Consider the following 26,996-nt stretch of genomic DNA (forward strand, 5'->3'; position numbering starts at 1 on the left):
GTGCAAATCCGCTTTTCACGTCCGAGCCTCTAATCTTCGTCGCGATGCCTGAAGGGCATGGCTTCCGCCAATTCGCCGGCCGCCTCGGACACGTAAACACGCTCTTGATCGAGATACGCCTGAACCGCCCTGCGCAGGGATGGCTCGGCAATGTCGTGGGCCGAGGATGTGATCACCGGCCGGTAGCCGCGCGCGAGTTTGTGCTCCCCCTGCGCTCCCGCCTCCACACGGTCGAGCTTCCGCGCGATGGCGAACTCGATGGCCTGGTAATAGCAGACCTCGAAATGCAGAAAGGGGTGGTCCTCGATGCAACCCCAGTTGCGCCCATAGAGACGCCTGTCGCCGATGAAGTTGATGGCGCCCGCAATATGGCGGCCGTTACGTCTGGCCATGACGAGCAGCACGCGGTCGGCCATGCGCTCGCCGATGAGAGAGAAAAAGCGTCGGTTGAGATAGGGGCGGCCCCATTTGCGCGAGCCGGTATCCATGTAGAAAGCGAAGAACGCGTCCCAGTGCGCCTGCGTGATCTCACGCCCGGTCAGCCACTCGATGGAGATGCCGCCCGCCAGGGCGTCGCGCCTCTCGCGCCTGATCGCCTTGCGCTTGCGGGAAGCGAGCGCCGCCAGGAAATCCTCGAAGCTGCCGTAGCCTTCATTGAACCAGTGGAACTGCTGGTCGTCCCGGCGCAGGAAGCCCTGCGCCGTCAGGGCGTCGAGATCCGCCTGCTGAAGAAATGTCGCGTGGATCGAGGAGGCTCCGATCTGTTCCCTCAGGGCTCGCAGCCCTGCAACGAGATGGGCGCGGACGGAATCGGCCTGCACGCCATCCGGAACGAGCAGGCGGGGTCCAGTCACCGGGGTAAAGGGCACGGCCACCTGGAGCTTTGGGTAGTAATGCCCGCCGGCGCGCTCATAGGCGTCTGCCCAGGAGTGATCGAACACGTATTCGCCCATAGAATGGGACTTCACGTAGCAGGGGGCCGCTCCCAGGAGCTCACCATCCTGAGCCTCGACCAGCACATGCACGGGCGCCCAGCCGGTCTTGGGCCCGACGCAACCGGACTCCTCGAGAGCCGACAGGAAGGCGTGGGAAACGAAGGGATTGAACGGATCATCGTCGCCCGAACCTGTCCGAAGCGCGCAGGCATCCCAAGCGGCGGGGGAAACCGCTTTCAGTCCTTGGGCGATTTTGACCTGGAACGTCACTGAATGGAAGGATCCCGCCGCTCGGACCTAGAGCAAGCATTCTGACGGGATCAGAATGCTTGCTCTATCTCTTGATGAAGCATCGTTCTTCGCGAAGAACCGGTTCCCACTTCTTCGCACGCTGCTCTAGAGCTAATCACTCGACGGGTTCCTTGCAATATCGGTCCACCCGTCCTTCTTCCTTCGAAGATCGCGGCGATGGATCCCTGCCTGCGCCGGAAAGCCACGCGAGGCGGGAAGGCCGGTCAGGGAATGAAACCCTCGAACACCATCTGGTCCGCATGCTTCTCGGCTTTCGCGCGATCCTCGGGATTGCGTACGGTCCAGGTCATGACGGGGATATGGCCCAGGAGCCTGCTGAGGTAGGCGGAGGCGCAGGGCAGGTCCCTCACCCTCCAGGACAGGAAGTGCGGCTGGGTCTCCTCGAAATGCAGCAGGTTCGCCATCCGGTGCTTCTTCTCCGGGGGGAGGAAACTGTCTGCCTCCGACGCGTATTCCAGCTCGCCGATGAAGCCTCGCGTGATGTGCGGGGCGTTCTGGCGAAGATAGGCCAGGATGTCCGGATCGAAGGACTTCACGACGAACGGGCCGCTGTAATCGGCCAGGATCTCGATCACGCGCTTCGTCAGGCGCATATCGCCGTTGAACTTGCTCTTCACCTCGATCACGAGCGGAGTGCGCCCGGCGATCCTGGCAAGGTAGTCCTTGAAGGAGGGAATCTTGTCTCCGCCGAGAGTGCCGGAAATTTCGATCCCGGCGAGGGCGGAGAGATTGCGTTCGGCGACAAGCCCCGTCTCGCCGGTGACGCGGTCGAGGTCGAAGTCGTGAAAGACGATGACGTCGTTGTCGGCGGTCAGCTGAACGTCGAGCTCGATCGGAAAACCGCGCGCGATGGCCGCTTCCGCGGCCGAGATCGTATTTTCGACGATGCCGTTCGCTTTGTCATGGAGGCCGCGATGGGCGATGGGCTTCGCGACAAGCCACTCAGGCGTATTCATTTGACTTCAAACATTCCTTCGACTTCGACGCAGGCATCGAGCGGCAGTTCTGCGACCCCGATGGTGGAGCGGGCATGACGACCCGCATCGCCGAGCACCTCGACCATGAGGTCGGAGGCGCCGTTCATGACCGGCGCGAGGGCGGCAAAGGTGGGAACGGCGTTGATGAAGCCGCCGAGGCGAACGCAGCGCACCACGTTGTCGAGGTCGCCGACCGCGGCCTTCAGCTGCGCGAGCAGGTTGATGGCGCAAAGGCGCGCCGCCTGCTGACCGACCTCCGGAGAAATCTCCGCGCCGAGTTTGCCCTTGTGGGCGTCGGCAAGCTTGCCGTCCTGCCCGAGGCAGAGCTGCCCGGAGATGATGACCAGGTTGCCCGTGCGGACGAACGGCACGTAATTCGCTACCGGAGCGGCAGGAGTCGGCAGGGTGATGCCGAGGTCCTGAAGTTTCTTGTCGACTGCGCTCATGAGAGCCCTCTGCTGTAACAGTGTGGGGATTAGTGGCGGATGGCGCTAAAGGACGCAAGCCGGAACATTGCCCTGTCCTCAAGGTGCTCCTATTTTCGCGTAGCGTACCCTGCGAAAAAGGTGAGGCCGGTTTTTTCGGCACCCGACGATGCGCTGCTGGACAAGGCGAGCGTCGGACGGATTCCAAAAGGCGGAATCGACTTTCGGGGCCGATTTTTTGGCGAATTTTGGAGATGACATGCGTTCCCTTATGATGGCTGCCGGCCTTTCCTTCGCCATGGTTACTGTCGCCATGGCGGATGTTGAGAAACCACCTGTTCATCTCATACCGCACAGAGCCGTATACGACCTGTCTCTCCTGCGCTCCGAAGGATCCAAGGGAGTCGAGACGGCGAGGGGCCGGATCGCCATGGAGTTCGGCGGCGATGCCTGCGAGGGCTATACCCTGAAGTACCGCCAGGTCACCGTGCTCGACAGCGGCGAGGCGGGCTCGCGCACGCTCGACACCCAAACTGCGACCTACGAGTCCGGAGACGGCCTGTCGATGCGCTTCAAGAGTACCTCGACGGCGCAGGGGCTCGTTCGCGACGGCGTCGACGGCGACGCTCAGCTGCGGCCCGACGGCTCGCTCAACGTCCGGTTCAAGCAGCCGCGCCACGATACCTTCGCGGCCACGGGACAACCGATCTTTCCGACCGATCACATGAAGCGCCTGATCGAGACGGCGCGAAAGGGAGAGCATACCTATTCCGCGCGGGTCTATGACGGTTCGGACGACGGGAAGAAAGTTTATGAGACCCTGAGCGTCATCGGCAGCAAGATCGAGCCGGGAGCCGGGCAGAATGTGGAAGAGCCCGCCCGTCAGGAGGCCCTGGCCAAGGTGCCGCGCTGGCCGATGACGATCAGTTACTTCGAGGAGGGCAAGGGGGACCGGGAGCCGGCCTATACGATCTCGTTCGAGCTCTATGATAACGGGATCGCCCGCGCCCTGAAGATCAACTATGGCGAATTCGCCCTGAAGGGCGATCTCAAGAGCCTTGAGATCCCCCCCGTGACGAGCACCTGTCAGCGCTGAGGCTTGTTACGCAGGGCGATGCCCTTCTGAAGGGCAGCCGCCCCGAACTTGTCGCGGATCCGGTCGATGGCGGATTCCATCCGGGCCTGCCTGATCACGCTCTGATCCGCGAGATCGCCGCGATCCGCCTCGGCCGCGTCGCACAGATCGGCCGCGCCGATCCCGATGAGACGATAGGCGGTGCCGTCGCAGGCCGCCTTGAGGAGCTGCCGCGCGGGCTCGAAGAGACGCGCGGCGAGCTGCGTCGGAGCCATGCCCGAGCGCGTGCGGGTGATAAGGCGGAAATCCTTGTCCTTCAGCTTCAGGGTGACGCTGCGTCCGGCAAGACCCGCCGCTTTCAGGCGCCGTGACACCTTTTCCGACAGACGCCAGAGAACGGGCTCCAGGTCGTCGAAGGACCGGAGGTCGGTTTCGAACGTGGTCTCCGCCGAGATGCTCTTGGTCTCCCGGTCCGGAGTCACGCGCCGCGCATCCTCGCCCCAGGCCAGCCGCGACAGGCGCTGCGCATCCCGGCCCAGAGCCTCGAACAGGGCTTTCAGGGACACATCGCGCAGATGGCCGATCTGCGTGACGCCGACCTTCGCGAGCCGGGCCTGGGCCGAGGCTCCGATGCCGGGAATCATGCCGACGGGCTTGTCCGCGAGAAAGGCCGGAGCCTCCTCCCGCCCGATGATCGAGAAACCGCGGGGCTTCTGGAAGTCGGAGGCGATCTTGGCGAGGAACTTGTTGTAGGACAGTCCCACGGAGATCGTGATCCCAATCTCCTTCTCGACCTTGTGAGCGAAGCGGGCCAGAGTCAGGGCAGGGCTCCCGTGGTGAAGACGCTCCGTCCCCGTCAGGTCGAGAAAGGCTTCGTCGATGGAAACCGGCTCGACGAGGGGCGTCAGCTCGAGCATCAGCGCCCGGACCTCATGCCCCGCCTTCCGGTATTTCTCGCCGTTGGGCGAGATCACCGCTGCGTGCGGGCAGAGCTTGAGGGCCTGGAACATGGGCATGGCCGAGCGCACCCCGTAGGTGCGCGCCACATAGCAGGCGGTCGACACGACCCCGCGCTTGCCGCCCCCGATGATCACCGGCTTGTCGGCGAGGCTCGGGTCGTCGCGTTTCTCCACCGCCGCGAAGAACGCGTCGCAATCCACGTGGGCGATGGAGAGCAGGTCGCGTTCCCGATGGCGGAGCAGGCGCGGAGACCCGCAGGCGGAGCACCGCTCCGCCAGGGGCGAGGCTGCGAGGCTGAGGCAATCGCGGCAGAGCGGAACGCTGGTCATGGGTCAGGGACGGTCAGGGCAAAGGCACCTGGGGAAGGGCGGTTACTCGAACTCGGAAGGAGAGAGGGTCCAATGCGCCGCCATGATGTGCTCGGGCTTCGTATTCAATTCCTTGGCTAGGGCAACCAGCAGGGGCTCGTCGGAGGCCACGTAGTCCAGAATTCCGGTGAAAAAGCCGGGCTCCGAGGCCGCGGAGCGAATCGTGTCGGGCCTCAGCCCCGAAACGGCCAGAAAGCGGCTCATACGTTCCTCGTCGCTCGTGATGAACGCGAAAGCGCTCAAGGCGAGGTTCTCGGCTTCGTCTCTATTCATCCTTTTTAAGGGAGTGTTCATGCTGTCGGTTTGCACTTCATCAATAGGTGATGCTCTAACTATACCATCTCTCGAAGAAATGAGCCGGTGAAATGCTGCATCCGGCCTCAGGGACTGTGCCAATGAAGAAGACCGTGCTCATCGTTGAGGACAACGAACTCAACATGAAGCTCTTCAACGATCTCCTCGAGGCCCATGGCTATGCCACGCTGAAGACCAGCCATGGCATCGAAGCCATGGAACTGGCGCGTGCCCACAAGCCGGACCTGATCCTCATGGATATCCAGCTTCCCGAGGTATCGGGCCTCGAAGTCACGCGCTGGCTCAAGGCCGACGAGGAATTGAAGTCCATTCCAGTGATCGCGATCACAGCCTTTGCCATGAAGGGCGACGAGGAACGAATCCGCGAGGGGGGCTGCGAAGCCTATATGTCCAAACCGATTTCCGTCGCCAAGTTCATTGCGACTGTGAAAACATACCTAGAGGCCGAAGGAGCTTCTTCCTAACTGTCAAGCTGGTAGCCGGGCATTTTCGAGGAAAGCCGCCGATCCCGTTAACTTTTCTTGTAAAATGTAGCTTTTCAGGCACATAGACGCTTGCATCGGCTCTTGTTTCTAATATGTTCGAGCCAGTTTCCCGCTCAGGCGGAAGAAATGCCCTACGGATGCTCAGGTCCGCCGCATCTCCTGGGACTTCGTGGGCTCGGCCAGGCTGGAAGAGGATCGTTGCCTCCTCAACACCACTTCCAGCCGGCCACCCTCCATCCCTGGTCCTTACATAAGATCCATGCTGCGCCTCAGGGCGCTTTTTTATTGCCGGAATCGCCTGGCCCCGACCTGTCCCGGCTCCCCTCAAGGTCAGAGCATCGGACGTGAAAAGCGGACTCCACTTCTGGAATTGAATCCGATGCTCCCTCCTGGAGGAGCGCATCGTTCGAGTGGACCCGAAGGGCCGCGTCAGCGGAGACCGGATCCACTTTTCCGCACGATGCGCTAACTGTCTCCCGCAGCTATCCGCGTCCCGGCCGGACAGGGAGCGAATCAGCAGACTACAGCCTTCAGCTTGCAAGTTAAGCTTGGCCGTGACTATTCAGACGAATAGCGGATGCCCTACGGGAATATCCTGGAGCGCATCGTTTGAGAAAAAGGGGATCGATCATGGACCAGCGCCCACCTTCAATGCCTCCGAAATCGGCCCTCACGCGGTTTTCCGTGGAGCCCCTGTCGACCATGACCCGGCGGCTCGCGGACGTCGCCTCCGGACGTGCTCCGGCGGATCTGGTCATCACCGGCGCGCGGGTGCTGTCGACCTACAGCGAGCGCATTGCGCCTGACCGGGAGGTTTGGATTTCAGGCGGGCGCATCGCCGCGGTGAAGCCTGCCGGGGCTCATGCCCGGGTGAACGGCACGCCCGGACGGATCTACGACGCCCGTGGCGGCATCATCGCGCCAGGCCTCGTCGATCCGCACATCCATATCGAGAGCAGCATGGTCACGGCCTGCGCCTATGCGGAGGCGGCACTGCTCAACGGGACCACGACGATCTTCTGCGACAGCCACGAGATCGGCAACGTCATGGATGTCGCCGGCGTCGAGATGATGCTGGAGGACGCCCGTCACGCACCGCTCTCCATCTTCCTTACCGTGCCGAGCACGGTGCCCGCCACCTCGCCGGAACTCGAAACGGCGGGCGGAGACCTGACGCCTGAAAAGATCGCCGCGCTCTTCGACCGCTGGCCCGAAGCCGCGGCCCTGGGCGAGAAGATGGATTTCGTCCCCGTCACCATGGGGGACGAGCGGAGCCACGCGATCCTCGCGGCGGCGCTCGAGCGCGGGAAGCCGGTTTCCGGCCACATCTACGGGCGCGAGTTCGTGGCGGCCTATGCGGCGAGCGGCGTGACCGACACGCACGAGGCGATCGACCGCGACATCGCCGACGATCTGCTCGATGCGGGCATCTGGATCTTTTTGCGCGGCGGGCCCCCGACCACGCCGTGGCATTCCCTGCCGGAAGCGATCAAGACGATCACGGAACTCGGTGCCTCGCACAAGCGCATCTGCGTCTGCACGGACGACCGGGATGCGGACGATCTCATGCTGTTCGGCATGGATTGGGTGACGCGGGAGGCACGCCGGGCGGGCATGAGCCGCGAGCAGGCCTGGAGCATGGGGTCGCTTCATCCGGCCACCCGCTTCGGCATGGACGGCGAGATCGGCGGTCTCGGCGGCGGACGGCGGGCCGACCTGGTGCTGCTCGACGACGACCTGAACGTGCGCAATACCTGGTATGGGGGCGAACTCGTCGTCGAGGACAAGACGATCACTCCCGTGCTGGATCAGGCATTGTCCCATCGCTACCGCTATCCCGACGCGGCCTATCGGACGGTGCATATCCCGAGCGTTCCCAAGCTCGTCCCTGAGCTGCCGGAGCGGGACCGCACCGCGAACGTCATTCGCGTGGCACTGCCCGGCATCGTGCTCTTCCACGACAAGGTGAAGCTGAACAGGGCGGAGAGCTGGGATGACCTTCTCTCCAAGAACGATCTCACCTTCGTGACGGTCATCGAGCGGCACGGGCGGTCCGGCGGCAAGGGCGTTGCGCACGGGCTCTTGAAGGATTTCGGCCTGAAGAGCGGTGCGGTTGCGAGCAGCGTCGGGCACGATTCCCACAACATCATCGTGGCCGGCACCAACGAAGCCGACATGAGGGTGGCGCTCGATACGCTGATTGGGTCGCAGGGCGGCGTCTGCGTGGTCGACCGGGGCGAGGTCTCCGCGATGGTGCCGCTGCCGATCGCCGGGCTTCTGTCCGACAAGCGCGTTACCGAGGTGGCCGAGGAGACGCGCACCCTGAAGGCAGCCTGGGAAAAGGCGGGCTGCAAGATCCCGTATATGGGCTTCAACCTGATCCCGCTCTCGGTCATCCCCGAGATCCGCATCACCGACAAGGGCTTGGTGCTCGTGCCCCAGATGGAGCTGGTGCCGCTCTTCGACGAATAGCGCATCGTGCGAAAACGTGGCCCCGGTTTTTCGCAAGAACGATGCGCTCGCTCCAACAAGGGAGCATCGGATTGGATCCCAAAAGTGGATTCCACTTTTGGGTCCGATGCTCCGGCGCATCGTGCGAAAAAGTGGTCCCAGTTTTTCGCCAGAACGATGCGCTCTTTCCAAGACGGGAGCATCGGATTGGATCCCAAAAGTGCAAATCCACTTTTCACGTCCGATGCTGTAAGCCTATGGTCTTGAGCATCTTTTCACGCAAAACCGGTTCCCACTTTTGCGTCCGATGCTCTAGGCAGGCGATCGCTCTTCCGCCCGGGCGGCCGTTCGGGCGGAGGCCAGCTCCTGCGTCCGGGCGAGCAGATCCTCGACGTTCTTCCGGAACTGCTCGAAGGCGAAGCCCAGGGCGAAGACCTGCCCGAAGCTTCCATAGGGCAGGTCGTGCGAAAGCGCCTGAGTGCGCAGCGCCTCCGTCTCGCTGACGAAGGCGTGCAACGCCGTCTCGAAGCGGGATGCGTCGGGAGGCGCCGTGCGGGCCCGCAGGGCTTTGGCGATGCCGAGGAGGAGGGCGCAGGTTTCATCCCGAAGAGCCTTCAGCGACGGGCCGAGTGTCTGGAGAAGTGGCTCCGGCAAGGGGTTGGTCGAGGCGCGCCCGATCATCACGAAGTCGTGGCGAACGCGATAGAGCGTTCGGATCAGCGGTTCCGGATCGGCCGCGTCGGTGAGATGGCTCCTGCGCTCGCGCGCCGCCTCGTCGGCCGCCGCCTCAGCCTTTTTCAGGGCTGCGCGGATCTGCGGATGGATCGTCTGCAGGGCGGTTCGTCCTGTCGGTTCGGCCGTGAGTTCGCCGATATGGAGATCGATCAGATCGGCATTGAGGGAAACGACCTTCGCGGCCGCGTCCGTCATCAGCGTATGGGCTCGAGCAGGCAGGACGAACAGGGACACGACCACGCCCACGATGTTGCCGAGGGTGATCTCCGCCACACGGTCGATAGCCGCGGCAAGCGGGCCGATGGCTTGGCCAGAGGGCGGCAGGAGCATGATCAGCCCCGTCACGGGTGCCACGCGGAAGCTTGGTTTGACGGCTGCGAGCAGTGCCAGCGGAAACAGGCCCGCGATCATCGCGAGGCCCATGCCCGTCGACGAGCCGTGCGGAACCACGGCCGCGACGAGGCCGCCATAGACGGCGCCCGCAAGCGTTCCCATGAAGCGCTCGATGGCGGCCTTGAGCGAGCCGCCGACGCTGGCCTGCGTGATGACGACGGCGGTGATGGCCGCCCAATAGCCCTGCGGGAGGTTGAAGGCTTTCGTGATCGCGAAGGCGAGCGTACCGGCAATGGTCACGCGCAAGGCGAGTTTCATCTCCGCCTGACGGGCCCCAATTCTTCCGGCTGCCTTTTTGATCCACCCTGACGATGCCATGCCATTGTCCGAACGCAGAGCATCGAGAGTGGTTCACCGGGCGTGCTACGCCTCTGTCTCCAGAACCTGGAGAGGTGTGCCGCAATCCGCGCATGTGCCCAGTTCCGGGGATGCGATCATGTGCGTGGCTCCGCATCGCGGGCAGCCCTTCATGGCCATCCGGAGACTTCCCTGCATCTGGCTCGCGCTCTGCCGAAGGGCCTCGCTGACCTGAACCGCTTCTTCGAACATGGTCGCCTCCTTGAGGTGACACGATGTTACGCTTTCGCGGGCCCGCCAGCAAGGGGGCTGGCGCATCGTTGCGAGCGGAAAACCAGGTCCACTTTTCCGCACGAGGCGCTAGAGCATCGGACCCCAAAGTGGAATCCACTTTTGGGATTGAATCCGATGCTCCCTTCTTAGAGCAGCGCATCGTTCTTGCGAAAAACCGGGTCCACTTTTTCGCACGAGGCGCTAGATCGGCTCTATGAACCGAATTCGATGGGAACAGGACAGTGTCGCGGGCGTGCCTCTCAGCCGGCACATGGGCTTCGTGGGGGCCATCGAGGTCGGCAGCGTCGCCTATGACGGCAGCAACAGGCTCTGGGTCTGGTCGACGCCCCTCCAGGAAGATGTCTGGGGCTATGGGCCGAACGAGGATGCGGCAAAGACGGCGCTCGAGCTTTGGCTCGTCGCGTGGCTCAGGAATTTCCGAGCGTTCTTTCAACCGGAGGCATGACGGCGCTTTCGAGGGACGTCATGCCTCCGGACAGAAGCTAGATCCGCGTCGCGCGGCCCCGCCCAAGGAAATAATAAAGCAGCCCGGCGATGATTACGACGGCCAGGACAACCCACAGCCAAGTGCTCATGTCGCCATCGGCGACCGCACCCGTGGCGGCCGGCGATGGCGTCGCCGTTCCGGGGGAGCCCGAAGTTCCGTCGGGTGCATTCTGCGCCATGGCAACGATACTCGACGCGGCCAGCATCATTGTCGACAGCGACGTCCTGATGGTTCCGATCATCCGTCGTTCTCCGGATCAACAAGCAGACCCGCAGATCAACGTGGCCTGGAGCGGCCCGTTCCGAAAGGCAGTGCGAGCGGGGATCTGGAGCCGCCTTGCTGCGCTCTTCGCCACTATACTTTATTGCCTCTCTTGAGAGGTCGTGCCTGTGATACGTTATCATATCAATGACAGACGGGGGCGGCGCGATGAACCACGTGGTTCTTCTCGGTGACAGCGTGTTCGACAACGGTGGTTACCTGAAGCCTGGAGAACCAGACGTTCTGGCTCAGCTCCAGGCGAAACTTCCGGAGGGCTGGCGGACCACGATGAACGCGGTCGACGGCGCCATCACGACGAACGTGAAGCGCCAGCTCGCCCGTTTGCCCGAGGATGCCAGCCATCTGATCCTGAGCATCGGAAGCAGCGATGCGCTCGGCTGCAGCGCGATCCTCCGGGAGGGCGCCCGGTCCGTAGCGGAGGTCCTGACCCGGCTCGCGGATATGAGGGATGCGTTCGCCCAGGGCTACCGCAGAATGCTGGATCTGGTGATGAGCTATCGTCTGCCGACGGCGCTCTGCACGATCCACGACGGACGCTTTCCCGAGCAGGAGAGCCGACGCCACGTGGTGGCTTCCCTGTCGGTCTTCAACGATATCATCACGCGCGAAGCCTTCAGCCGAGGGCTCTCCCTGATCGACCTGCGCCTGATCTGCAATCAGCATGACGACTATGCCGATCCGATCGAGCTGTCCGCCAAGGGAGGCGACAAGATCGCGCGAGCGATCGCGCGGGTCGTCGCGGGAGGCGCTGCCTCCCGCCGCTCGCAGGTCTATTCCGACTAACGGGCCGAAGACCGCCCGGAATCGACTATTCGCTTTTGATATCAGGCATAAAGCTGCAATCGGTATTCGCCTGCGATGCTTGGCAGTATTGTGGCGGAATTTCTGTTAAATGAACGCTGCATGAACGGGCGTAAGCTTAATTCGTGCGAGTATAGACGACCATGAAACCTTTTGTGGTGTTCGCGATTAGTAACGCACGAATGGTGCCAACCATTTTGTTATGAGGTTTGTCATGAAGAAGGTGATCCTGTTATCGAGCGCTGCTTTGCTGACCTTTGCCAGTATCGGCGCTGCGCAAGCCCAGAGGTTTTATCGCGGCGACGGCTGGCACGGCGGCTATTACCACCGTGGCGGCTGGGGCAACGGCGGCGCCGTTGCGGCCGGTCTGGTCGGAGGCGCGGTGCTCGGCGGCCTGATCGGTGCCGCGGCGAGCCCCGCTTACGGCTATCCCTATGGCTACGGCTATCCGGCCTATGGATACAACTATCCCGCTGCCTATGGTTACGGCTACAACTATCCGGCCTACGGCTATGGTTATGGCTATCCTACCACCTATGGCTACTACGGTGCTCCGGTCACCTCGCGGGTCGTATATGCGGCGCCGGCGTACCGGACTCGGGTCGTTTATCGTGAGCCCGCCTACCGCACGCGGGTCGTCTATGGCGCTCCGCGCTATCAGACGCGGTCCGCTTACTACGCGCCCCGTTATGGCACTCGCACGGTGTATCGGGCGAGCGCCCAGCCGACCCGCGTCGTGCGGTCCGTGCGCCGCGACGTCGTCTCCACCGGCTCCGTCGCTCCCCGCCAGCACGTGCGCCGCGTTCATTACCGCTAGCGCATAGAGCGAAAAAGCGGACTGAAAACCGCCTCCCTAGGGAGGCGGTTTTTTGGTTTGGCGCAAACCGGCGAACGGCTTCGCGCAAGAGTCGCTCCGATCCGTCCGTGACACGGGCGAGGGCGTCGGGCCGCGCCTGGATATCCGGCCGCAATTCGAAGCCGGGGCCGGGCCTCATGGTCATTGTGACTTCGCCCTTCTTCACCATCGGGAGTTGCGTCACCGGCTCCGTATATCGGCCGGTATGGAAGGCCCGCACGGTGCCCTGGATCAATGCGTTGTGGGCGTGATGGGAGACGCGGCGGAGGGGATCCTCGTGCCGAAAGGTGTCGAATTCGGCAAGCTCTCCAGCGACCTTCCTGGCCATCGGCAGTTCTGCGAGGTGCAGGAATACCCCTCCGTCACGCGCCATGCCCATGTGCCGTTTCTGGTTCTCTCTTCGTAGTAAGCTATGGGACGGGTTGTCGAAGGATGAGCCGGGGCGCTTCGCGAGTACGCCGCGCTGCCGTCCCGCGACGAGCAGCGCACGGTCTCCTGCAAGCTCGCGCAAGCCTCTCTCGACAAGATCAAGGGCTCGGGTATCATCGTCGACGAGCTGAACGGGCAGGAGACCAACCGCATGCGCGACGAGGCGAATTCCGTGTGGGAGAAGCACTCCTCCACCATCGGGTCCGGAGCGGTGATGATGATGCTGGGCGAGTTGGAGAGGTTGCCCAAGCCGTAGCCCATCTGGCCCACCATGTCGTCCGGGTCGCGACCGCGCAAGACGGCATGAACCGCCGAGATCTCTCCCGCAAGATCTCTTTCGTAAAATCTCTTCCGCTTGAGGCATTCCTCACGAACGAAGGTCCCGATCCATGCAGATTCTCATTCTCGGAGCGGCCGGCATGGTCGGCCGGAAACTCACCGAGCGGCTTGTCGAAGAAGGGCAGCTCAACGGCCAGGCGATTTCACGCCTCGTCCTGCACGATGTGGTGCCGGCCGACCGTCCACAGGCTCCGTTCGAGATCACCGTGGCGACCTCCGATGTCTCAGAGCCCGGCGAAGCCGACAGGCTCGTGGAGAGGCGTCCGGACGTCATCTTTCATCTCGCGGCCATCGTGTCCGGCGAGGCCGAGGCCGATCTGGAGAAGGGCTACCGGATCAATCTCGATGGAACGCGGTTCCTCTTCGATGCGATCCGCAAGATCGGGGACGGGTATCGTCCGCGCCTTGTCTTCACATCCTCCATCGCGGTGTTCGGCGCCCCGTTCCCGCAGGCGATCGGCGACGAGTTCTTTCTCACGCCCCTAACGAGCTATGGCACCCAGAAGGCGATCGGCGAATTACTGCTGTCCGATTATACGCGGCGCGGCTTCTTCGATGGCGTCGGCATCCGTCTCCCCACGATCTGCGTGCGGCCGGGCAAGCCCAACAAGGCCGCCTCGGGCTTCTTTTCGAGCATCATCCGCGAGCCACTCAGTGGGCAGGAGGCCGTTCTGCCCGTGCCTGACGATGTGCGCCACGCCCATGCCTCGCCACGGTCCGCAGTGGGGTTCCTCATGCATGCGGCCACCATCGACACGGCGAGGATCGGGCCCCGCCGCAATCTGACGATGCCGAGCGTTTCGGTGAGCGTCGCGGAGCAGATCGAGGCCTTGCGGCGCATCGCTGGTGACAGGGTCGCCACGCGAATCCGTCGCGAGCCCGATCCGGACGTCATGCGCATGGTAGCCGGATGGCCACGCCGCTTTGACGCCAGCAGGGCCGAGAGTCTTGGCTTCAAGGCCGAGGCCAGTTTCGACGACATCATCCGTCTGCATATCGAGGATGAGCTCGGCGGAAATTTCGTGAGATGACATGCGCGGCGCGTCGCCGGGATTCTGGAGCATCGGACGAGAAATGTGGAATCCGCTTTTGGGATCGGATCCGACGCTCCCGTCTTGGAAAGAGCGCATCGTTCCGGCGAAAAACCGGGGCCGCTTTTTCGCACGATGCGCTGGAGTTTTTCAGTGAAGCGGCACCGGTTCGCCGTCAAACCATGCGGCACGCAAAGCATTTCAACTTGGTCGATCCGATGCGAAAGGTGATTCTGACCCTCCGGGAGACGACGCGGGCAGCGCGAAGCAGCTGATTCCTGGAGTGACAACGCAAGACGTGCCGGTAGGTTAGGCGGACCTTTCACCGTATTGAGCAAGGTTATCGACGGCTTTTTGTGGCATTTGCCTTGTGGAAACGCGTTTCCGGCAACTTGGAACTTTGTCTCCAAGCACTATGCAGATAATGCTATTCCATATGCACATGGCCTCGAAAGGAGTTTCCAGTGGCAAAAGCAGCAACGAAGAAAGCCCCGGCCCGCAAGGCCGCAGGAACCAAGACCGCTAAGACCGCAGCCAAGACGACAGCCAAGAGCGTGGCGAAGGCTCCCGCCAAAGCTTCCGCCAAGGCGGCTGCGACCAAGGCAGCGGTGAAGAAGTCCGCCAAGACCGCAGCCCCGAAGGCGCCCGCGAAGGCTGCGGCCAAGACGGCCAAGAAGTCCGTGAAGGCGGCATCGTCGAATGGCATCCTCACGCTGCGCAACATCGCCGAGACCCTCTCCGAGATGCATGAGCTGCCGAAGCGTCAGGCGAACGAGATGCTCACCCAGGTGGTCGAGCTGATCGCCAAGAGCCTGAAGAAGGGCGACAAGATCCGCCTGACCGGCCTCGGCATTCTCCAGGTCCGCAAGCGCGCCGCCCGCATGGGCCGCAACCCGCAGACCGGCGAGCCCGTGAAGATCAAGGCTTCGAAGAAGATCGCCTTCCGCGCCGCCAAGGATCTGAAGGAATCGATCTGAGGCCATCCGTGCATCGGACGCAGAAACGGGCGCCGTTTTTGCGTGATGCGATGCTCAGGCTCGGGCACGAGAGCTGTTTCCATGCCAGTGGAAACAGCTCTTTTCTATGGCCCGGCCGCATTTTTGACAGCGAACCGGATCCATTTCGCCGAAAGATTTTCTGAGACCATTGGACGTGGGAATGATCTCACGTCCGCTTTTGGCCCCACGGCTCCGTTCTCCACATCGCTGCTCCTTGAGGACGCCGGACGTCGGCGTGCGTTGTCGCATGAGGAGCCATGTATGACGGGGCGCGTGCCCCAGCGGCGGCTCGGGCCGAATCGTCCTAAAGCCACCGCATTCCCGCGCATCGGACCATGACCTGCACCATAAGGCGGCGCGGTACCATGCTTGTCGCTCCCCGCGCGCTGCGGGCGACCACATCGTTCATCGCGGAAAACCGGGTCCACTTTTCGCTAGCGCGGCCCGCTGGGTTCGACGATGCGCTAGCGCGGAACTCAGGGACGCACAATGCGCCATGCCTCATTCGGGGCAGGGATTGCGCCCCACGGCTTCCCTTGCCTTGCCCTTGGCCGGAAACGAAAAAGACCGCTCCGGTGTGGAGCGGCCTTTTTGATTCTGCGCTTGTCCGCAGGAAGCTTATTTAATCTTGGCTTCCTTGAACTCCACGTGCTTCTTCGCGACCGGGTCGTACTTCTTGAACGACATCTTGTCGGTCATGGTGCGGGAGTTCTTCTTCGTGACGTAGAAATAGCCCGTGTCGGCGGTGGAGACGAGCTTCACTTTAATCGTAGCGGCTTTGGCCATGGGTTGGACCTTTCGTTCGGTATCAACGCGCTCGGTTGGCCCCGCGGCGTGGCCGAAACGCAAAGGCCGGGCGAACCCGGCCGGAAAATCGTGATGTTCCCATGCCCGATTATGCCGCTTCCGTCAAGGGTTACAGGGGTGGGAGGCGAGATTTCCCTCGGGAGAACGGACGTCTTTTCATCATGCTCTCGTCACGGCCGGACTTGCCTCTGCCATCCCGTTTGACGCGCTCCTGTCACGCCACACGGCCAGCGCATCGTGCGGACCCGGCGGGCCGCGCTCGCGCATCGTGCGAAAAAGAGGCCCGGTTTTTCGCCAGAACGATGCGCGATTTCCAAGACGGGAACATCGAATTGATCCCTAAAGTGGATTCCACTTTTGGGATCGATGCTCCTGGGCCCGGAAGGGCGGAGCGGGAGGTCTACAGCTCTTCCCGCACGAAATGGCCGCGCTTCTGAAAGAAGAAGGGCACGGGCAGCATGGGGCTGAAGCCGGCGGCGATGCGGCTTTCCAGCTCGCTCAGGAGCATGCCCGTCACGGCGTGAAGGTCGAGCTTCCGGGCCTCGGCCATCGTTACCCAGGCCAGCTCGACGAGTTCGGAATCGGGCCCGACCACGCCCTCGACCTCATGGGCGATGGCATCGCGGTCGACCGCGAAGAAGCGGGTATCGAAACGCTTCACGCGTTTGGGCGGCGTGATGGCGCGACCGATGAAATGCAGCGATTCCAGGTCTGGAAACACCCCGTGCTCCTGGAAGGCCTCCCAGGGCGTGCCGGCCGGGACCGAATCGGGGCTTCCGTAATCCCGGGTGCCGAGCAGCAGGCCGGTCTCCTCGAAGGTCTCGCGGATGGCGGCGAGCGCCAGGGCGCGGCTGCGCTGGAGGGACGGGCGGGTCACCCGGGTCATGAGGGCCTGCTCGGCGCGTGGATGCAGGGCGCCCGTCACCGTCATGGAGCGGTCGCCGGCCTCGATTCGCCCGCCGGGGAACACGAACTTGCCCGGCATGAAGGTGTGGCCCTCGTGGCGCTTGCCCATGAGCAGCTTGGGGCGCTTGCCTCTGCGGTCGATGATGATGAGGGTCGCGGCGTCGACAGGCCGAAGGACGGGGGCGTGCGCCCTACGCTCCCCGGCGACCTGCGTATCCATCCGGGTCAGTGCCTGCGCGTCCGTCACTCGCGTCCTCCCTGTCTGCTCGTCTTGCCTGGCGCGCCGCGCCGAAGCCGTGCATCCCTAACGCGTATTGCAGCCCCACGACAGCCCCTTTGACGGGCTGGAGCAGCAGCAGGGACAGGACGAGAGTCAGGGCGGGCCAGATCGCCAGATGGGCCCAAAGGGGCATCTCCATCTTGGTTTCCGTCATGAAGATTCCGTAGCCGACCAGGTGGCCCACGATGGTGATCACCACATAGGGCGGCAGATCGTCGGCCCGGTGATGATGGAACTCCGTGCCGCACGCGTCGCAGCGATCCACGACCTTCAGGAAGCGGCCGAAGAGACGGCCTCCGGCGCAGGCCGGGCAACGGCCGCGAAACCCGCGCCTCATGGCGGGCGTGAGGGTCACATCCTCGGCAGGCGCCGGGGCGGTGTGGATCGTCAGGGACATGTCTTCCATTTCCTGTCAGCCGCGGCCGCGGCGTTTCACTTTCACCTTTGTCGGAGAGCGGCGGCTCGAAGCGGCCGCCTTCGCGGTCTTCTTCGGCCCGCGCGGCGGGCGCTTGGCCCCCTTCCTGCCGCCCCCGACCTTGCCCGTGAAACGGCCTTTCGTGAGCAGCTCGAAGCGCAGGGCGCCGGCGACGGGAGCGGCCTCCACGAGCTTTACCTCGACCTTGTCGCCGAGGCGATAGGTCTCGCCCGTGTGCTCGCCCCGCATGGAATGGGTCTTCTCGTCGAAGCGATAGTAATCGTCGCCGATGGTCGCCGCCGGAACGAAACCGTCTGCGCCGGTCTCGCTCAGCTTGATGAAGAGCCCCGCCTTCGTCACTCCCGATATCTGTCCGTCGAATGTGGCCCCGATCCTGTCGGCAAGGAAGTGCGCGATCAGGCGGTCGATTGTCTCACGCTCCGCCGCCATGGCGCGCCGCTCCGCCGCCGAGATCTTGGCGCTGATCTCGATCAGCTCCGCGCGGGTCGCATCGGACGGCAGCCCGTCCTTGCCGAACTTGTGGCCGGTGATCAGCGCCCGGTGGACGATGAGATCGGCATAGCGGCGGATGGGGGAGGTGAAATGGGCGTAGCGCCTCAGGTTCAGGCCGAAATGCCCATAGTTTTCCGCCGAATACTCGGCCTGGGACTGCGAGCGCAGCACCACCTCGTTGATGAAGAGCTGGTGTTCGGAGCCCTCGACGCTGCGAAGGACGCGGTTGAAGAGTTCGGGCTTGAGCGCACCTTGCGTCGGCAGCTTCAGGCCGATGGACGCGAGCACTTCGCTCAAAGCGCGCATCTTCTCCAGCGAGGGCTCGTCGTGGACGCGGTAGATCAGGTCGGATTGCACCTTCTCCAGCGCCTCCGCGGCCGCCACGTTGGCGAGGATCATGAACTCCTCGATGAGCTTGTGGGCCTCCAGCCGCTCGGGCACGAACACGCGGTCGACGGTGCCGTCGGGCTTGAGCACGATCTTGCGCTCGGGCAGGTCGAGATAGAGCGGCTCGCGGATGTCGCGCGCCTTCTTGACCAGAGCATAGCCCGCCCAGAGAGGCCTGAGGATCGTATCGAGGATCGGCTTCGTCACCTCGTCGGGCCTGCCGTCGATGGCGGCCTGGGCCTGTTGGTAGGAGAGCTTTTCCGCCGAGCGCATCATGATGCGGTGGAAGGAATGACGGATCGTGCGCCCGTCGGGGCCTACGACCATGCGCACCGCGAGGGCGGGGCGGTCCTCGCGCGGGCGGAGCGAGCAGAGGTCGTTGGAGATCCTCTCCGGCAGCATGGGCACGACCCGGTCGGGGAAATAGACCGAGTTGCCGCGCTCCTGGGCTTCCCGGTCCATGGCGGAGCCCGGCCTCACATAGGCCGCCACGTCGGCGATGGCGACGGTGAGGACGTAGCCGCCCGCGTTGTTCGGGTCGGAGTCGGGAACCGCATGGACCGCATCGTCGTGGTCCTTGGCGTCCGGTGGATCGATCGTGACGAGCGGCAGGTCGCGCCAGTCTTCGCGGCCCGCGAGCGTGGCGGGCTTGGCCGCTTCCGCCTCGTCGAGGACCGCTTTCGGGAACTCGTTGGGGATGCCGTGGGCGTAGATCGCGATCAGGCTCACGGCCTTCTCGGATTTGACGGAGCCCAGCCGCTCCTTGACCTTCGCGTGGGGCAGGCCGAAGCGGCCGTGCTTCACGATGGAGGCCGCGATGAGGTCGCCGTCCTGCGCGCCGGCCTCGTCGCCGGGATTGACCTGCAATTCCTGCTCGCGCGATTTCTTCTCGACCGGAATCAGTCGGCCGCCGCCCTCGGGAAGAGAGCGGAAGATGCCGAGCACCTGCGCCTGCTTCTTGGCCAGGATCTTGGTGACGCGCCCCGCATAGCGGTGGATGTCGCCGGGCTTCAGCGGATCGACCCGCAGCAGCGCCCGGTCGCCGACTCCCGCCACCGGCATGCCGGGTTTCTGCTTGCGCGGGGGCATGATGAGGATGGTCGGAACAGCGCCGTGCTCCTCCTCGTCCCATTCGGTCGGCACGGCGATCAGCTCGCCGTCGCGGTCGCGCTTGACGATGTCGGCCATCACCATCGGCGGCAGCTGGCCCGCCTTGTGGACGCGCTTGCCCCGACGGTCGACGACGCCCTCGACCTCGAGGTCCTTGAGCATCTGCTTGAGCCAGATGCGGTCGCCGCCCTTGATGTTGAAGGCTTGCGCGATCTCGCGCTTGCCGACTTTGCCAGGAGTTTTGGCGATGAAGGCGACGAGATCCTCCCGGGATGGGAGAGCGGAGGAGGAAGAGATTTTTGAACGTTTGGCCAAGGGAAAACTCGTTGAGTTCGTCAGGTCTTGTCGCATGCGAGCTTGGCCGCCGCTAGAGCATCGGACCCGAAAGTGGATTTGCACTTTCGGGATCGATCCGATGCCCCCACCACAGAACAGCGCATCGTGCGAAAAACCGGGTCCATCTTTTCGCACGATGCGCCAGTCCGGGAAGCCCGCCTGTGAATGACGCGCGAGGGGCCTGATGGATCCAGCAGGGGCCCGGAGGCCCTACAAGCCAAAAAAAAGGCTCCGGAGTGGAGCCTGTGAGGGACCGGCCCGTGGGGGCAGAATGGGCCGGTGATGCCTATCAACGGCCGGCTTCAACGTTGGTTCCCAGTTTTTTCGAAAAATTTTCAAAAAAATTCCATAGAGGGACCGCTGGCGGATTAAGTATCTGAATTGGAATAAGAAATTCCTGTCTGTCATGACCATCCGCGTCCTGAGATCCGCCACGGGTCGGGACTGGAACGAGGGGGGGCCGTTCGGCATCGGCCCTATCGCTGCAAACGGATGAGCGGAGTGAGCGGTCGGGCCTTTCCAGGCCGGAGCCAGAGGGCCGGAAAGCCCTGGTAACGGAGAGGGCCATCCTCAACTTCGCTCACGGCGCGCTCCGTCTCGAAGGAATAGAGGTAACGGCGTAAGCGTGGCCGCCTCGACGGGGGGCGCACGATATCGGTGAGCCCTGACCAGTACGACTCACCTACGAAGTAGAGGCCGCCGCCGCGCTTGGGCTCGCTCCCTTCGACCCAATTCGGGATGAGAATATCGCATCCTTTCTGCCGTCGGCTTCGGGGGCGAGCGAAGCTGCCGGTACCATAATCAGAGGCAGACCAGGAGATCGGTGCAGTGGCGGGACGGGCCGGATCGAGAACGTGCAGGCTCCAGAAATTGACTCTCGTGCTCTGAGAGGGAGTTCGCGATCGGCTCCAACCGCTCGCGTGCAGTTGCAGGGACGCTGAGCAGCCACAGTCCCAAAAAGCAAAAACCCGGCGCATCCCCATGCCTCATGCGGGTGGTTCTGCGCCGGGAACGTATCGTTATAAAGTTTAGATATCCAGATCCGCCTCATCGGCGAAGGCCGCGCGTTCCTGGATGAAGGTGAAGCGGGCTTCGGGCTTGTTGCCCATCAGGCGCTCCACCGTGTCGCTGGCCTCCGGCCGGTCCTCGGCTTCCACAACGACCTTCAGAAGCAGGCGCTTCTTCGGGTCCATGGTGGTTTCCTTCAACTGGCCCGGCAGCATTTCGCCGAGGCCTTTGAAGCGGCTGATCTCGACCTTGCCCGAGCCCTTGAACACCGTCTTCATCAGCCGGTCGCGATCCGCCTCGTCCCGGGCATAGGCCGATTTTGCGCCATGGCTGAGACGATAGAGCGGCGGCACCGCCAGATAGAGGTGGCCGCCGTCGATGAGCTTGGGCATCTGCCGGTAGAAGAACGTGATGAGGAGCGTCGCGATATGCGCGCCGTCCACGTCCGCGTCGGTCATGATGATGACCTTCTCGTAGCGAAGGTCGGATTCGCGGTACTGCGAGCCGGTTCCGCAGCCGAGCGCCTGGACGAGGTCGGAGATCTGCTGGTTCTGATGCAGCTTGTCCCGGCCGGCCGAGGCCACGTTGAGGATTTTTCCGCGCAACGGGAGAATTGCCTGGGAAGCGCGGTCGCGGGCCTGCTTGGCGGAGCCGCCGGCCGAATCGCCCTCGACGAGGAAGAGTTCGGACCCTTTGGCGCCAGCATTGGAGCAATCCGCCAGTTTGCCGGGGAGGCGCAGCTTGCGGGTGGCGGTCTTGCGGGCGACCTCCTTCTCCTGGCGTCGGCGCAGGCGCTCCTCGGCCCGGTCGATCACCCAGTCGAGCAGCTTGTTGGCCTGCTGCGGGGAAGCGGCGAGCCAGTGGTCGAAGGTGTCACGGATCGCGTTCTCGACGATCCGGCCCGCCTCCACGGTCGCGAGCTTGTCCTTGGTCTGGCCCTGGAATTCGGGCTCGCGGATGAACACCGAGAGCATGGACGCGCAGGTCGCCATCACGTCGTCGGTGGTCACGGCCGCCATGCGCTTCTGCTGGCCCACGCGCTCCGCATGGTCGCGCAGGGCGCGCAGGAGGGCGATACGCAGGCCGTTCTCGTGCGTGCCGCCTTCGGGCGTGGGCACCGTGTTGCAGTAGGAGATCGAGAACCCGTCCTCGTTCGACATCCAGGCGACCGCCCATTCCAGGGAGCCATGGCTGCCTGGCCTGGTGATCTTGCCGGAGAAGATCTGGTCGGTGACGAGCTCCTTCCCGTCGATGTCGTGGAGCAGGTAGTCCTTCAGGCCGTTCGGGAACTTGAAGGTCGCCTCGGCGGGAACGTTCTCGCTGCCCTCGAGCAGGGACGGGGCGCATTTCCAGCGGATCTCGACGCCGCCGAAGAGATAGGCCTTCGAGCGGGCCATCTTGAACAGCCGCCGGGGCAGGAAATGAGCCTCCTTGCCGAAGATCTGCCAGTCGGGCTTGAAGCGAACCTTCGTGCCGCGCCGGTTGAGCACGCGGCCCACGGTCTCGAGCTTGCCCTGCGGCAGGCCTCGGGAAAAGACCTGCCGGTAGAGCTGCTGGCCGCGCGCGACCTCGACTTCGAGCGTCTCGGAGAGCGCGTTCACCACCGACACGCCGACGCCGTGCAGGCCTCCGGACGTCTCATAGACCTTCGAGTCGAACTTGCCGCCCGCGTGGAGGGTGGTCATGATGACTTCGAGAGCTGATTTCTTGGGGAATTTGGGGTGCGGGTCGACCGGAATGCCGCGCCCGTTATCGGTCACGGACAGCCAGCCGCCTTCCTCCACCTCGACCTCGATGAAGGTCGCGTGGCCCGCGACGGCCTCGTCCATCGAGTTGTCGATTACTTCGGCGAAGAGATGGTGAAGCGCCTTCTCGTCCGTGCCGCCGATATACATGCCCGGGCGGCGGCGGACGGGCTCCAGCCCCTCCAGAACCTCGATCGCGGATGCGTCGTAGCCGGCCTCGCCGGGAGTGCCTTGCGCGGGGATGCCCTGCGACGGCGGCGCGGCGCGGGAGGTTTTCACGGTAGCCGTTCTGGCTGCGGCTGGCGTCGCGCGCTTGGCGGCGGCGCCCCCGAAGAGATCGTCATTGTCCATTGGGACCTTGGTCCGTTTCGATGATTCGCGCTTGTTTACACTATTTCTCATTCCGTTTTTATACGAGAACAAAACGGAAACGAGAAGGCGGTATAGGGTCACAAGCCACAAAAACTGCGTCTTGGGAACCCGGGTTCGGGGACAGTATCGCGGCTGCCCCTAAAGGATGTCTTTCACCTGTCATCAGGAACTGTTTAGTTACCATTCACGTTGGCTGGATAAGCATGGGCTTAACGGAGAACGAGGGCGGCGATGCGCACGACGATCGGATCGGCACAGCAACTTCACCTGGACCGCGCGGCGCGCACTGCCGGAGAAGCCTTCGCCTTCGACGAGCCCGACGCCACGCCTGCCGCGAAGAGCGGTTCTCTCGGCCCGAGCCTGCTGTGGCTGTCGATCGCGGCGTTCGCCGTTCTGGGGCTGGGCTACGCCTTTAATTAGAGCATCGGACCCAAAAGTAGACTTGCACTTTTGGCATTGAATCCAATGTTGCCCTCTTGGAAAGAGCGCATCGTTCTCGCGAAAAACCGGTTCCCACTTTTTCGCACGATGCGCTAACCGTCGTCCCGCACGGTTTCCTCTCCGCCCCTGAACAGGCGCGTGAGCCAGCTCTCGAGAGGTTTGCCGAGAATCAGGACGAGCAGGGTCATCACCGTTCCGGCAAAGGTAATGAACCAGGCGCCGAGGCCCGCGGTCACGCCGAGGGCCGCCGCGATCCAGACCGTGGAGGCGGTGGTGAGGCCCTGAACGTCCGTGCCGTCCCGGGCCTTGATGATCGCTCCGGCGCCGAGGAAGCCGAGGCCCGTCAGGATCCCCTGAACGACACGGCTCACGGCGTCCTGCCCATAGTTCAGTCCCTCATAGACGGATCCTGAGAGAATCACGGTTGCGGAGCCCAGCGCCACGAGGCCGAGCGTCCGCATGCCGATGGGCTTGTTGCGGATGTCCCGGTTGATCCCCACGGCCATTCCCGCGATCGCCGCCACGCACAGGCGCAGCAGAATCTCGACCTTGTCGGAATGACCTACGAGGAGCCAGGACACCCACTCGTTCATCGCGTTCAACCGCCTTCTGCAACCTTCTTCGCCGGTGCTTTCTTGGCTGCGGGTTTTTTCGCCGCCGTCTTTACGGCCGTCTTCTTTACCGCCGTCTTCTTCACCGCGGTCTTGGCCGCTGCCTTCTTGGCGGGAGCCTTCTTCGCGACGGCGGCCTTCTTGGCAGGAGCCTTGCGGCCGCGGGCGGATTTCTTGGACGGGCCTGCCGCCCGGCGGACCTTCAGCAGCTCGATGGCCTCGTCCAGCGTCACCGCTTCCGCGGCCATCGTCCGCGGCAGGGTGGCGTTGGTCTCGCCGTCGGTGACGTAGGGACCGAAGCGCCCGGCCTTCACCACGATGGGCTTGCCCGATTCGGGGTCGTCACCCAGCGGACGGCCCGGATCGGCGGCGCGGCGGGCGTTGCCGCCACCGCTTTCCTTCGCGACGATCAGGTCGATGGCACGATTGGCGCCGATCTCCAGCACGTCGTCGCCGGGGCCCAGATTGGCATAGGTCTTCCCGTGCTGCACGTAAGGCCCGTAGCGGCCGATGCTCGCCAGGATCGGCTCGCCCGATTCCGGGTGCGTCGCCACGTGACGGGGCAGCGAGAGAAGCTTGAGCGCCTTTTCCAGATCCACCTGCGAGGGCGCAAGGCCCTTCGGTAGGGAGGATCGCTTGGGCTTCTCGCCCTCGCTCTCGCTCTCGCCGAGCTGCACGAAGGGGCCGAAGCGGCCGTCGCGCAGGGTCACCTGCTGTCCGGTCTCCGGATCCTCGCCCAGGACCTTCACGCCGGGCTGACCGCCGTTTTCGGACGAGCCTTCCCCGTCGCCGTCGATGCCGGAGGCGGCGAGCTGGCGGGTGTATTTGCATTCGGGGTAGTTCGAGCAGCCGATGAAGGCGCCGAACTTGCCGAGCTTGAGGGAGAGCTGGCCCGTGCCGCATGTCGGGCAGGTGCGCGGGTTCGATCCGTCGCCCTTGTCCGGGAAGATGTGGGGGCCGAGCAGCTCGTTGAGCGCGTCCAGCACCTCCGCGGTGCGCAGCTCCTTCGTCTCGCCGATGGCGGCCGAGAAGTCGCCCCAGAAGTCGCGCATCACCTGCTTCCAGTCGATCTCGTTGTTCGAGACTCGGTCGAGCTGCTCCTCCAGGTCCGCCGTGAAATCGTATTCCACGTAGCGGCGGAAGAAGCTCTCCAGGAAGGCGGTGACGATGCGGCCCTTGTCCTCGGGAACGAGGCGCTTCTTCTCGATCTTCACATATTCGCGGTCGCGCAGGGTCTGGAGCACGGCGGCATAGGTGGAGGGACGGCCGATGCCGAGTTCCTCCATGCGCTTCACGAGCGAGGCCTCCGAATAGCGCGGCGGCGGCTCGGTGAAGTGCTGGGTCGCGTTGATCCGGCGGCGCTCCAGCGGGTCGCTCGCCTTCATGGGCGGCAGGCGGCCCTCATCCTCGTCCGCCTCGTCGTCCTTGCTCTCGTTGTAGAGCGTGAGGAAGCCGTCGAACTTCACGACCTGACCCGTCGCGCGAAGGTCGAGCTTGCGCGGACCCACCTGCGCGGCGATGTCGGCGGTGGTGCGCTCGAGCTCGGCCGATTCCATCTGGCTCGCCACGGTGCGGGTCCAGATGAGGTCGTAGAGGCGGGCCTGTTCGGGCTCCAGGTACTTCGCCACGGCCTTCGGCAGGCGGCTCATGTCCGTCGGACGGATGGCCTCGTGCGCTTCCTGCGCGTTCTTGGCCTTGGTGGAGTATTTGCGCGGAGCGGCCGGCACGTAGCGGTCGCCGTATTCTTTGCCGATCACCTGCCGGGCGGCCTGCACGGCTTCGGGCGCCATGTCGACGCCGTCCGTACGCATATAGGTGATCAGGCCCACCGTCTCGCCCCCGATATCGACGCCCTCGTAGAGGCGCTGCGCGATGCGCATGGTCTGCGCCGGCGCGAGGCCGAGCTTGCGCGAGGCCTCCTGCTGCAGGGTCGAGGTGGTGAACGGCGGATAGGGATGGCGCTTGGCGGGCTTGGCCTCGACATTCGCGACCGAGAAGGTCGCCAGCTCCAGGTCCTTCCTGAAGGCCTCGGCGTCCTCGCCGTTGCCGATGTCGAGACGCTGGATCTTCTTGCCGTCGGCCCCGACGAGGCGCGCGTCGAACACCGCGCCGTCCTTCGTGGCGAGCGTCGCGATCAGCGACCAGTATTCGCGCGCCTTGAAGGTCTCGATCTCCAGTTCGCGGTCGCAGACGAGGCGGAGCGCCACCGACTGCACGCGTCCGGCCGAGCGCGCTCCGGGCAGCTTGCGCCAGAGGACGGGCGACAGGGTGAAGCCCACGAGATAGTCGAGGGCGCGGCGGGCCATGTAGGCGTCCACCAGCGCCTGATCGATCTCGCGCGGCTGACGGAGCGCCGTCTGCACGGCGTCCTTGGTGATGGCGTTGAAGGTCACGCGCTCGACCGGCAGGTCCTTGAGGGCGCGCTTCTCGCGCAGAGCTTCGACCACGTGCCAGGAAATCGCCTCGCCCTCGCGGTCCGGGTCGGTGGCGAGAATGAGCTTCTCGGCGCCCTTGATCGCCTTGGCGATTTCGGAGACCCGCTTCGAGCCCTTGTCCTCGAGCGTCCAGATCATGCGGAAATCGGCATCCGGGTCGACCGAACCGTCCTTGGCGGGCAGATCGCGGATATGCCCGAAGGAGGCCAGGACCTCGTAATCCTTGCCGAGATATTTGTTGATCGTCTTGGCCTTTGCAGGCGACTCGACGACGACGACTTTCATGGGCGACTTCCCGTAGATGGCCGCGAGCGGATGCTCAAACTTTTGGTGACCGGAGGCTGCGGTCGGTTCTGACCGTCAGAGGCGCGATAAGTGGTTGATG

General features: G+C 63.9%; 25 protein-coding genes. 10 read left to right on the forward strand and 15 right to left on the reverse strand.

Annotated elements, in window-relative coordinates:
• Positions 1-29 precede the first annotated feature (29 nt).
• From AB8841_RS17640 to AB8841_RS17650, 3 genes are all read right to left on the reverse strand, one after another.
• The gene (locus AB8841_RS17640; protein WP_370437123.1) at positions 30-1,205 is read right to left on the reverse strand and encodes a GNAT family N-acetyltransferase; all 1,176 of its coding nucleotides are present in this window, start codon (positions 1,203-1,205) and stop codon (positions 30-32) included.
• 245 nt (positions 1,206-1,450) lie between these two features.
• On the reverse strand, positions 1,451-2,203 hold the full coding sequence (locus AB8841_RS17645) for a glycerophosphodiester phosphodiesterase family protein (RefSeq protein WP_370437124.1): 753 nt from the start codon (positions 2,201-2,203) through the stop codon (positions 1,451-1,453).
• Positions 2,200-2,670, reverse strand: a complete 471-nt coding sequence (locus tag AB8841_RS17650) for a RidA family protein (protein WP_370437125.1) — start codon at positions 2,668-2,670, stop codon at positions 2,200-2,202. The genes AB8841_RS17645 and AB8841_RS17650 overlap by 4 nt, the downstream gene beginning before the upstream one ends.
• A 238-nt stretch (positions 2,671-2,908) precedes the next feature.
• Between AB8841_RS17650 and AB8841_RS17655 the strand changes: the two genes are divergently transcribed.
• Entirely contained in the window at positions 2,909-3,745 is an 837-nt protein-coding gene (locus tag AB8841_RS17655; protein WP_370437126.1) for a cell envelope integrity EipB family protein, read from the forward strand.
• Here the strand turns inward: AB8841_RS17655 and AB8841_RS17660 are convergent.
• Positions 3,736-5,013 carry a DNA polymerase IV gene (locus AB8841_RS17660; protein ID WP_370437127.1) on the reverse strand — a complete coding sequence of 426 codons (1,278 nt, stop codon included), beginning with the start codon at positions 5,011-5,013 and terminating at the stop codon, positions 3,736-3,738. The two genes, AB8841_RS17655 and AB8841_RS17660, sit on opposite strands and share 10 nt — an antisense overlap.
• Before the next feature lie 42 nt (positions 5,014-5,055).
• Positions 5,056-5,325: a DUF3572 domain-containing protein gene (locus AB8841_RS17665; RefSeq protein ID WP_370437128.1), complete on the reverse strand. Its 270-nt coding sequence runs from the start codon at positions 5,323-5,325 to the stop codon at positions 5,056-5,058.
• Between the two features lie 122 nt (positions 5,326-5,447).
• Here AB8841_RS17665 and AB8841_RS17670 point away from each other — a divergent pair, with 122 nt between their 5' ends.
• Complete coding sequence (locus AB8841_RS17670) at positions 5,448-5,831, forward strand: response regulator (RefSeq protein WP_370437129.1); 384 nt, start codon at positions 5,448-5,450, stop codon at positions 5,829-5,831.
• 651 nt (positions 5,832-6,482) lie between these two features.
• Positions 6,483-8,324, forward strand: coding sequence for an adenine deaminase (locus AB8841_RS17675; RefSeq protein ID WP_370437130.1), 1,842 nt, complete (start codon positions 6,483-6,485; stop codon positions 8,322-8,324).
• A 291-nt stretch (positions 8,325-8,615) separates the two neighbouring features.
• Here AB8841_RS17675 and AB8841_RS17680 read toward each other — a convergent pair whose 3' ends face one another.
• Together AB8841_RS17680 and AB8841_RS17685 are read right to left on the reverse strand one after the other, a co-directional pair.
• Entirely contained in the window at positions 8,616-9,689 is a 1,074-nt protein-coding gene (locus AB8841_RS17680; RefSeq protein WP_370437131.1) for an FUSC family protein, read from the reverse strand.
• A 105-nt stretch (positions 9,690-9,794) separates the two neighbouring features.
• The gene (locus tag AB8841_RS17685; protein WP_370437132.1) at positions 9,795-9,980 is read right to left on the reverse strand and encodes a hypothetical protein; all 186 of its coding nucleotides are present in this window, start codon (positions 9,978-9,980) and stop codon (positions 9,795-9,797) included.
• A gap of 235 nt (positions 9,981-10,215) precedes the next feature.
• Between AB8841_RS17685 and AB8841_RS17690 the strand changes: the two genes are divergently transcribed.
• On the forward strand, positions 10,216-10,467 hold the full coding sequence (locus AB8841_RS17690; protein ID WP_370437133.1) for a hypothetical protein: 252 nt from the start codon (positions 10,216-10,218) through the stop codon (positions 10,465-10,467).
• Between the two features lie 37 nt (positions 10,468-10,504).
• Here the strand turns inward: AB8841_RS17690 and AB8841_RS17695 are convergent, their stop codons facing one another.
• The gene (locus tag AB8841_RS17695) at positions 10,505-10,750 is read right to left on the reverse strand and encodes a hypothetical protein (RefSeq protein ID WP_370437134.1); all 246 of its coding nucleotides are present in this window, start codon (positions 10,748-10,750) and stop codon (positions 10,505-10,507) included.
• 188 nt (positions 10,751-10,938) lie between these two features.
• Between AB8841_RS17695 and AB8841_RS17700 the strand changes: the two genes are divergently transcribed.
• The 5 genes from AB8841_RS17700 to AB8841_RS17720 all read left to right on the forward strand — a co-directional run bounded on the left by AB8841_RS17700 (position 10,939) and on the right by AB8841_RS17720 (position 15,224).
• Positions 10,939-11,574, forward strand: coding sequence for an SGNH/GDSL hydrolase family protein (locus AB8841_RS17700; protein ID WP_370437135.1), 636 nt, complete (start codon positions 10,939-10,941; stop codon positions 11,572-11,574).
• A gap of 232 nt (positions 11,575-11,806) precedes the next feature.
• On the forward strand, positions 11,807-12,409 hold the full coding sequence (locus AB8841_RS17705) for a hypothetical protein (RefSeq protein WP_370437136.1): 603 nt from the start codon (positions 11,807-11,809) through the stop codon (positions 12,407-12,409).
• Between the two features lie 52 nt (positions 12,410-12,461).
• Entirely contained in the window at positions 12,462-12,854 is a 393-nt protein-coding gene (locus AB8841_RS17710; protein WP_370437137.1) for a hypothetical protein, read from the forward strand.
• A 412-nt stretch (positions 12,855-13,266) separates the two neighbouring features.
• Positions 13,267-14,247: a D-erythronate dehydrogenase gene (gene denD / locus AB8841_RS17715; protein WP_370437138.1), complete on the forward strand. Its 981-nt coding sequence runs from the start codon at positions 13,267-13,269 to the stop codon at positions 14,245-14,247.
• Positions 14,248-14,711: 464 nt separating this feature from the next.
• Positions 14,712-15,224: an HU family DNA-binding protein gene (locus AB8841_RS17720; protein WP_370437139.1), complete on the forward strand. Its 513-nt coding sequence runs from the start codon at positions 14,712-14,714 to the stop codon at positions 15,222-15,224.
• 639 nt (positions 15,225-15,863) lie between these two features.
• On the opposite strand, the gene rpmG is transcribed toward AB8841_RS17720, so the two are convergent.
• The 5 genes from rpmG to parE form a co-directional block, all read right to left on the reverse strand.
• Positions 15,864-16,031, reverse strand: a complete 168-nt coding sequence (gene rpmG, locus AB8841_RS17725) for a 50S ribosomal protein L33 (protein ID WP_091138407.1) — start codon at positions 16,029-16,031, stop codon at positions 15,864-15,866.
• Positions 16,032-16,452: 421 nt separating this feature from the next.
• Positions 16,453-17,178 (reverse strand): NUDIX hydrolase, encoded by a 726-nt coding sequence (locus tag AB8841_RS17730; RefSeq protein WP_370439299.1) that lies wholly within the window; start codon positions 17,176-17,178, stop codon positions 16,453-16,455.
• Complete coding sequence (locus tag AB8841_RS17735; RefSeq protein ID WP_370437140.1) at positions 17,150-17,635, reverse strand: DUF983 domain-containing protein; 486 nt, start codon at positions 17,633-17,635, stop codon at positions 17,150-17,152. Before AB8841_RS17735 ends, AB8841_RS17730 begins: the two co-directional genes overlap by 29 nt.
• Before the next feature lie 15 nt (positions 17,636-17,650).
• On the reverse strand, positions 17,651-19,978 hold the full coding sequence (rnr, locus tag AB8841_RS17740) for a ribonuclease R (RefSeq protein ID WP_370437141.1): 2,328 nt from the start codon (positions 19,976-19,978) through the stop codon (positions 17,651-17,653).
• Between the two features lie 1,049 nt (positions 19,979-21,027).
• Positions 21,028-23,103, reverse strand: a complete 2,076-nt coding sequence (gene parE, locus AB8841_RS17745) for a DNA topoisomerase IV subunit B (RefSeq protein ID WP_370437142.1) — start codon at positions 23,101-23,103, stop codon at positions 21,028-21,030.
• 252 nt (positions 23,104-23,355) lie between these two features.
• Here parE and AB8841_RS17750 point away from each other — a divergent pair, with 252 nt between their 5' ends.
• The gene (locus AB8841_RS17750) at positions 23,356-23,544 is read left to right on the forward strand and encodes a hypothetical protein (protein ID WP_370437143.1); all 189 of its coding nucleotides are present in this window, start codon (positions 23,356-23,358) and stop codon (positions 23,542-23,544) included.
• Positions 23,545-23,657: 113 nt separating this feature from the next.
• Here AB8841_RS17750 and AB8841_RS17755 read toward each other — a convergent pair whose 3' ends face one another.
• Positions 23,658-24,158, reverse strand: coding sequence for an MgtC/SapB family protein (locus tag AB8841_RS17755; RefSeq protein WP_370437144.1), 501 nt, complete (start codon positions 24,156-24,158; stop codon positions 23,658-23,660).
• A 5-nt stretch (positions 24,159-24,163) separates the two neighbouring features.
• Complete coding sequence (gene topA / locus AB8841_RS17760; RefSeq protein ID WP_370437145.1) at positions 24,164-26,896, reverse strand: type I DNA topoisomerase; 2,733 nt, start codon at positions 26,894-26,896, stop codon at positions 24,164-24,166.
• Positions 26,897-26,996: the final 100 nt, after the last annotated feature.

The sequence above is a fragment of the Microvirga sp. TS319 genome, from assembly GCF_041276405.1.
Lineage (GTDB): Bacteria > Pseudomonadota > Alphaproteobacteria > Rhizobiales > Beijerinckiaceae > Microvirga.

What these genes read in the sequence shown, in the direction of transcription:
- AB8841_RS17705 (WP_370437136.1), top strand. Translation starts at nt 11,807, where the DNA reads ATGAAGAAGGTGATCCTGTTATCGAGCGCTGCTTTGCTGACCTTTGCC.
- topA (WP_370437145.1), bottom strand. Translation starts at nt 26,896, where the DNA reads ATGAAAGTCGTCGTCGTCGAGTCGCCTGCAAAGGCCAAGACGATCAAC.
- rpmG (WP_091138407.1), bottom strand. Translation starts at nt 16,031, where the DNA reads ATGGCCAAAGCCGCTACGATTAAAGTGAAGCTCGTCTCCACCGCCGAC.
- AB8841_RS17690 (WP_370437133.1), top strand. Translation starts at nt 10,216, where the DNA reads ATGAACCGAATTCGATGGGAACAGGACAGTGTCGCGGGCGTGCCTCTC.
- AB8841_RS17650 (WP_370437125.1), bottom strand. Translation starts at nt 2,670, where the DNA reads ATGAGCGCAGTCGACAAGAAACTTCAGGACCTCGGCATCACCCTGCCG.
- AB8841_RS17700 (WP_370437135.1), top strand. Translation starts at nt 10,939, where the DNA reads ATGAACCACGTGGTTCTTCTCGGTGACAGCGTGTTCGACAACGGTGGT.
- AB8841_RS17645 (WP_370437124.1), bottom strand. Translation starts at nt 2,203, where the DNA reads ATGAATACGCCTGAGTGGCTTGTCGCGAAGCCCATCGCCCATCGCGGC.
- AB8841_RS17685 (WP_370437132.1), bottom strand. Translation starts at nt 9,980, where the DNA reads ATGTTCGAAGAAGCGGTTCAGGTCAGCGAGGCCCTTCGGCAGAGCGCG.
- AB8841_RS17655 (WP_370437126.1), top strand. Translation starts at nt 2,909, where the DNA reads ATGCGTTCCCTTATGATGGCTGCCGGCCTTTCCTTCGCCATGGTTACT.
- parE (WP_370437142.1), bottom strand. Translation starts at nt 23,103, where the DNA reads ATGGACAATGACGATCTCTTCGGGGGCGCCGCCGCCAAGCGCGCGACG.
- AB8841_RS17660 (WP_370437127.1), bottom strand. Translation starts at nt 5,013, where the DNA reads ATGACCAGCGTTCCGCTCTGCCGCGATTGCCTCAGCCTCGCAGCCTCG.
- AB8841_RS17695 (WP_370437134.1), bottom strand. Translation starts at nt 10,750, where the DNA reads ATGATCGGAACCATCAGGACGTCGCTGTCGACAATGATGCTGGCCGCG.
- AB8841_RS17665 (WP_370437128.1), bottom strand. Translation starts at nt 5,325, where the DNA reads ATGAATAGAGACGAAGCCGAGAACCTCGCCTTGAGCGCTTTCGCGTTC.
- AB8841_RS17670 (WP_370437129.1), top strand. Translation starts at nt 5,448, where the DNA reads ATGAAGAAGACCGTGCTCATCGTTGAGGACAACGAACTCAACATGAAG.
- AB8841_RS17750 (WP_370437143.1), top strand. Translation starts at nt 23,356, where the DNA reads ATGCGCACGACGATCGGATCGGCACAGCAACTTCACCTGGACCGCGCG.
- AB8841_RS17735 (WP_370437140.1), bottom strand. Translation starts at nt 17,635, where the DNA reads ATGTCCCTGACGATCCACACCGCCCCGGCGCCTGCCGAGGATGTGACC.
- denD (WP_370437138.1), top strand. Translation starts at nt 13,267, where the DNA reads ATGCAGATTCTCATTCTCGGAGCGGCCGGCATGGTCGGCCGGAAACTC.
- AB8841_RS17755 (WP_370437144.1), bottom strand. Translation starts at nt 24,158, where the DNA reads ATGAACGAGTGGGTGTCCTGGCTCCTCGTAGGTCATTCCGACAAGGTC.
- AB8841_RS17680 (WP_370437131.1), bottom strand. Translation starts at nt 9,689, where the DNA reads ATGAAACTCGCCTTGCGCGTGACCATTGCCGGTACGCTCGCCTTCGCG.
- AB8841_RS17675 (WP_370437130.1), top strand. Translation starts at nt 6,483, where the DNA reads ATGGACCAGCGCCCACCTTCAATGCCTCCGAAATCGGCCCTCACGCGG.
- AB8841_RS17730 (WP_370439299.1), bottom strand. Translation starts at nt 17,178, where the DNA reads ATGGATACGCAGGTCGCCGGGGAGCGTAGGGCGCACGCCCCCGTCCTT.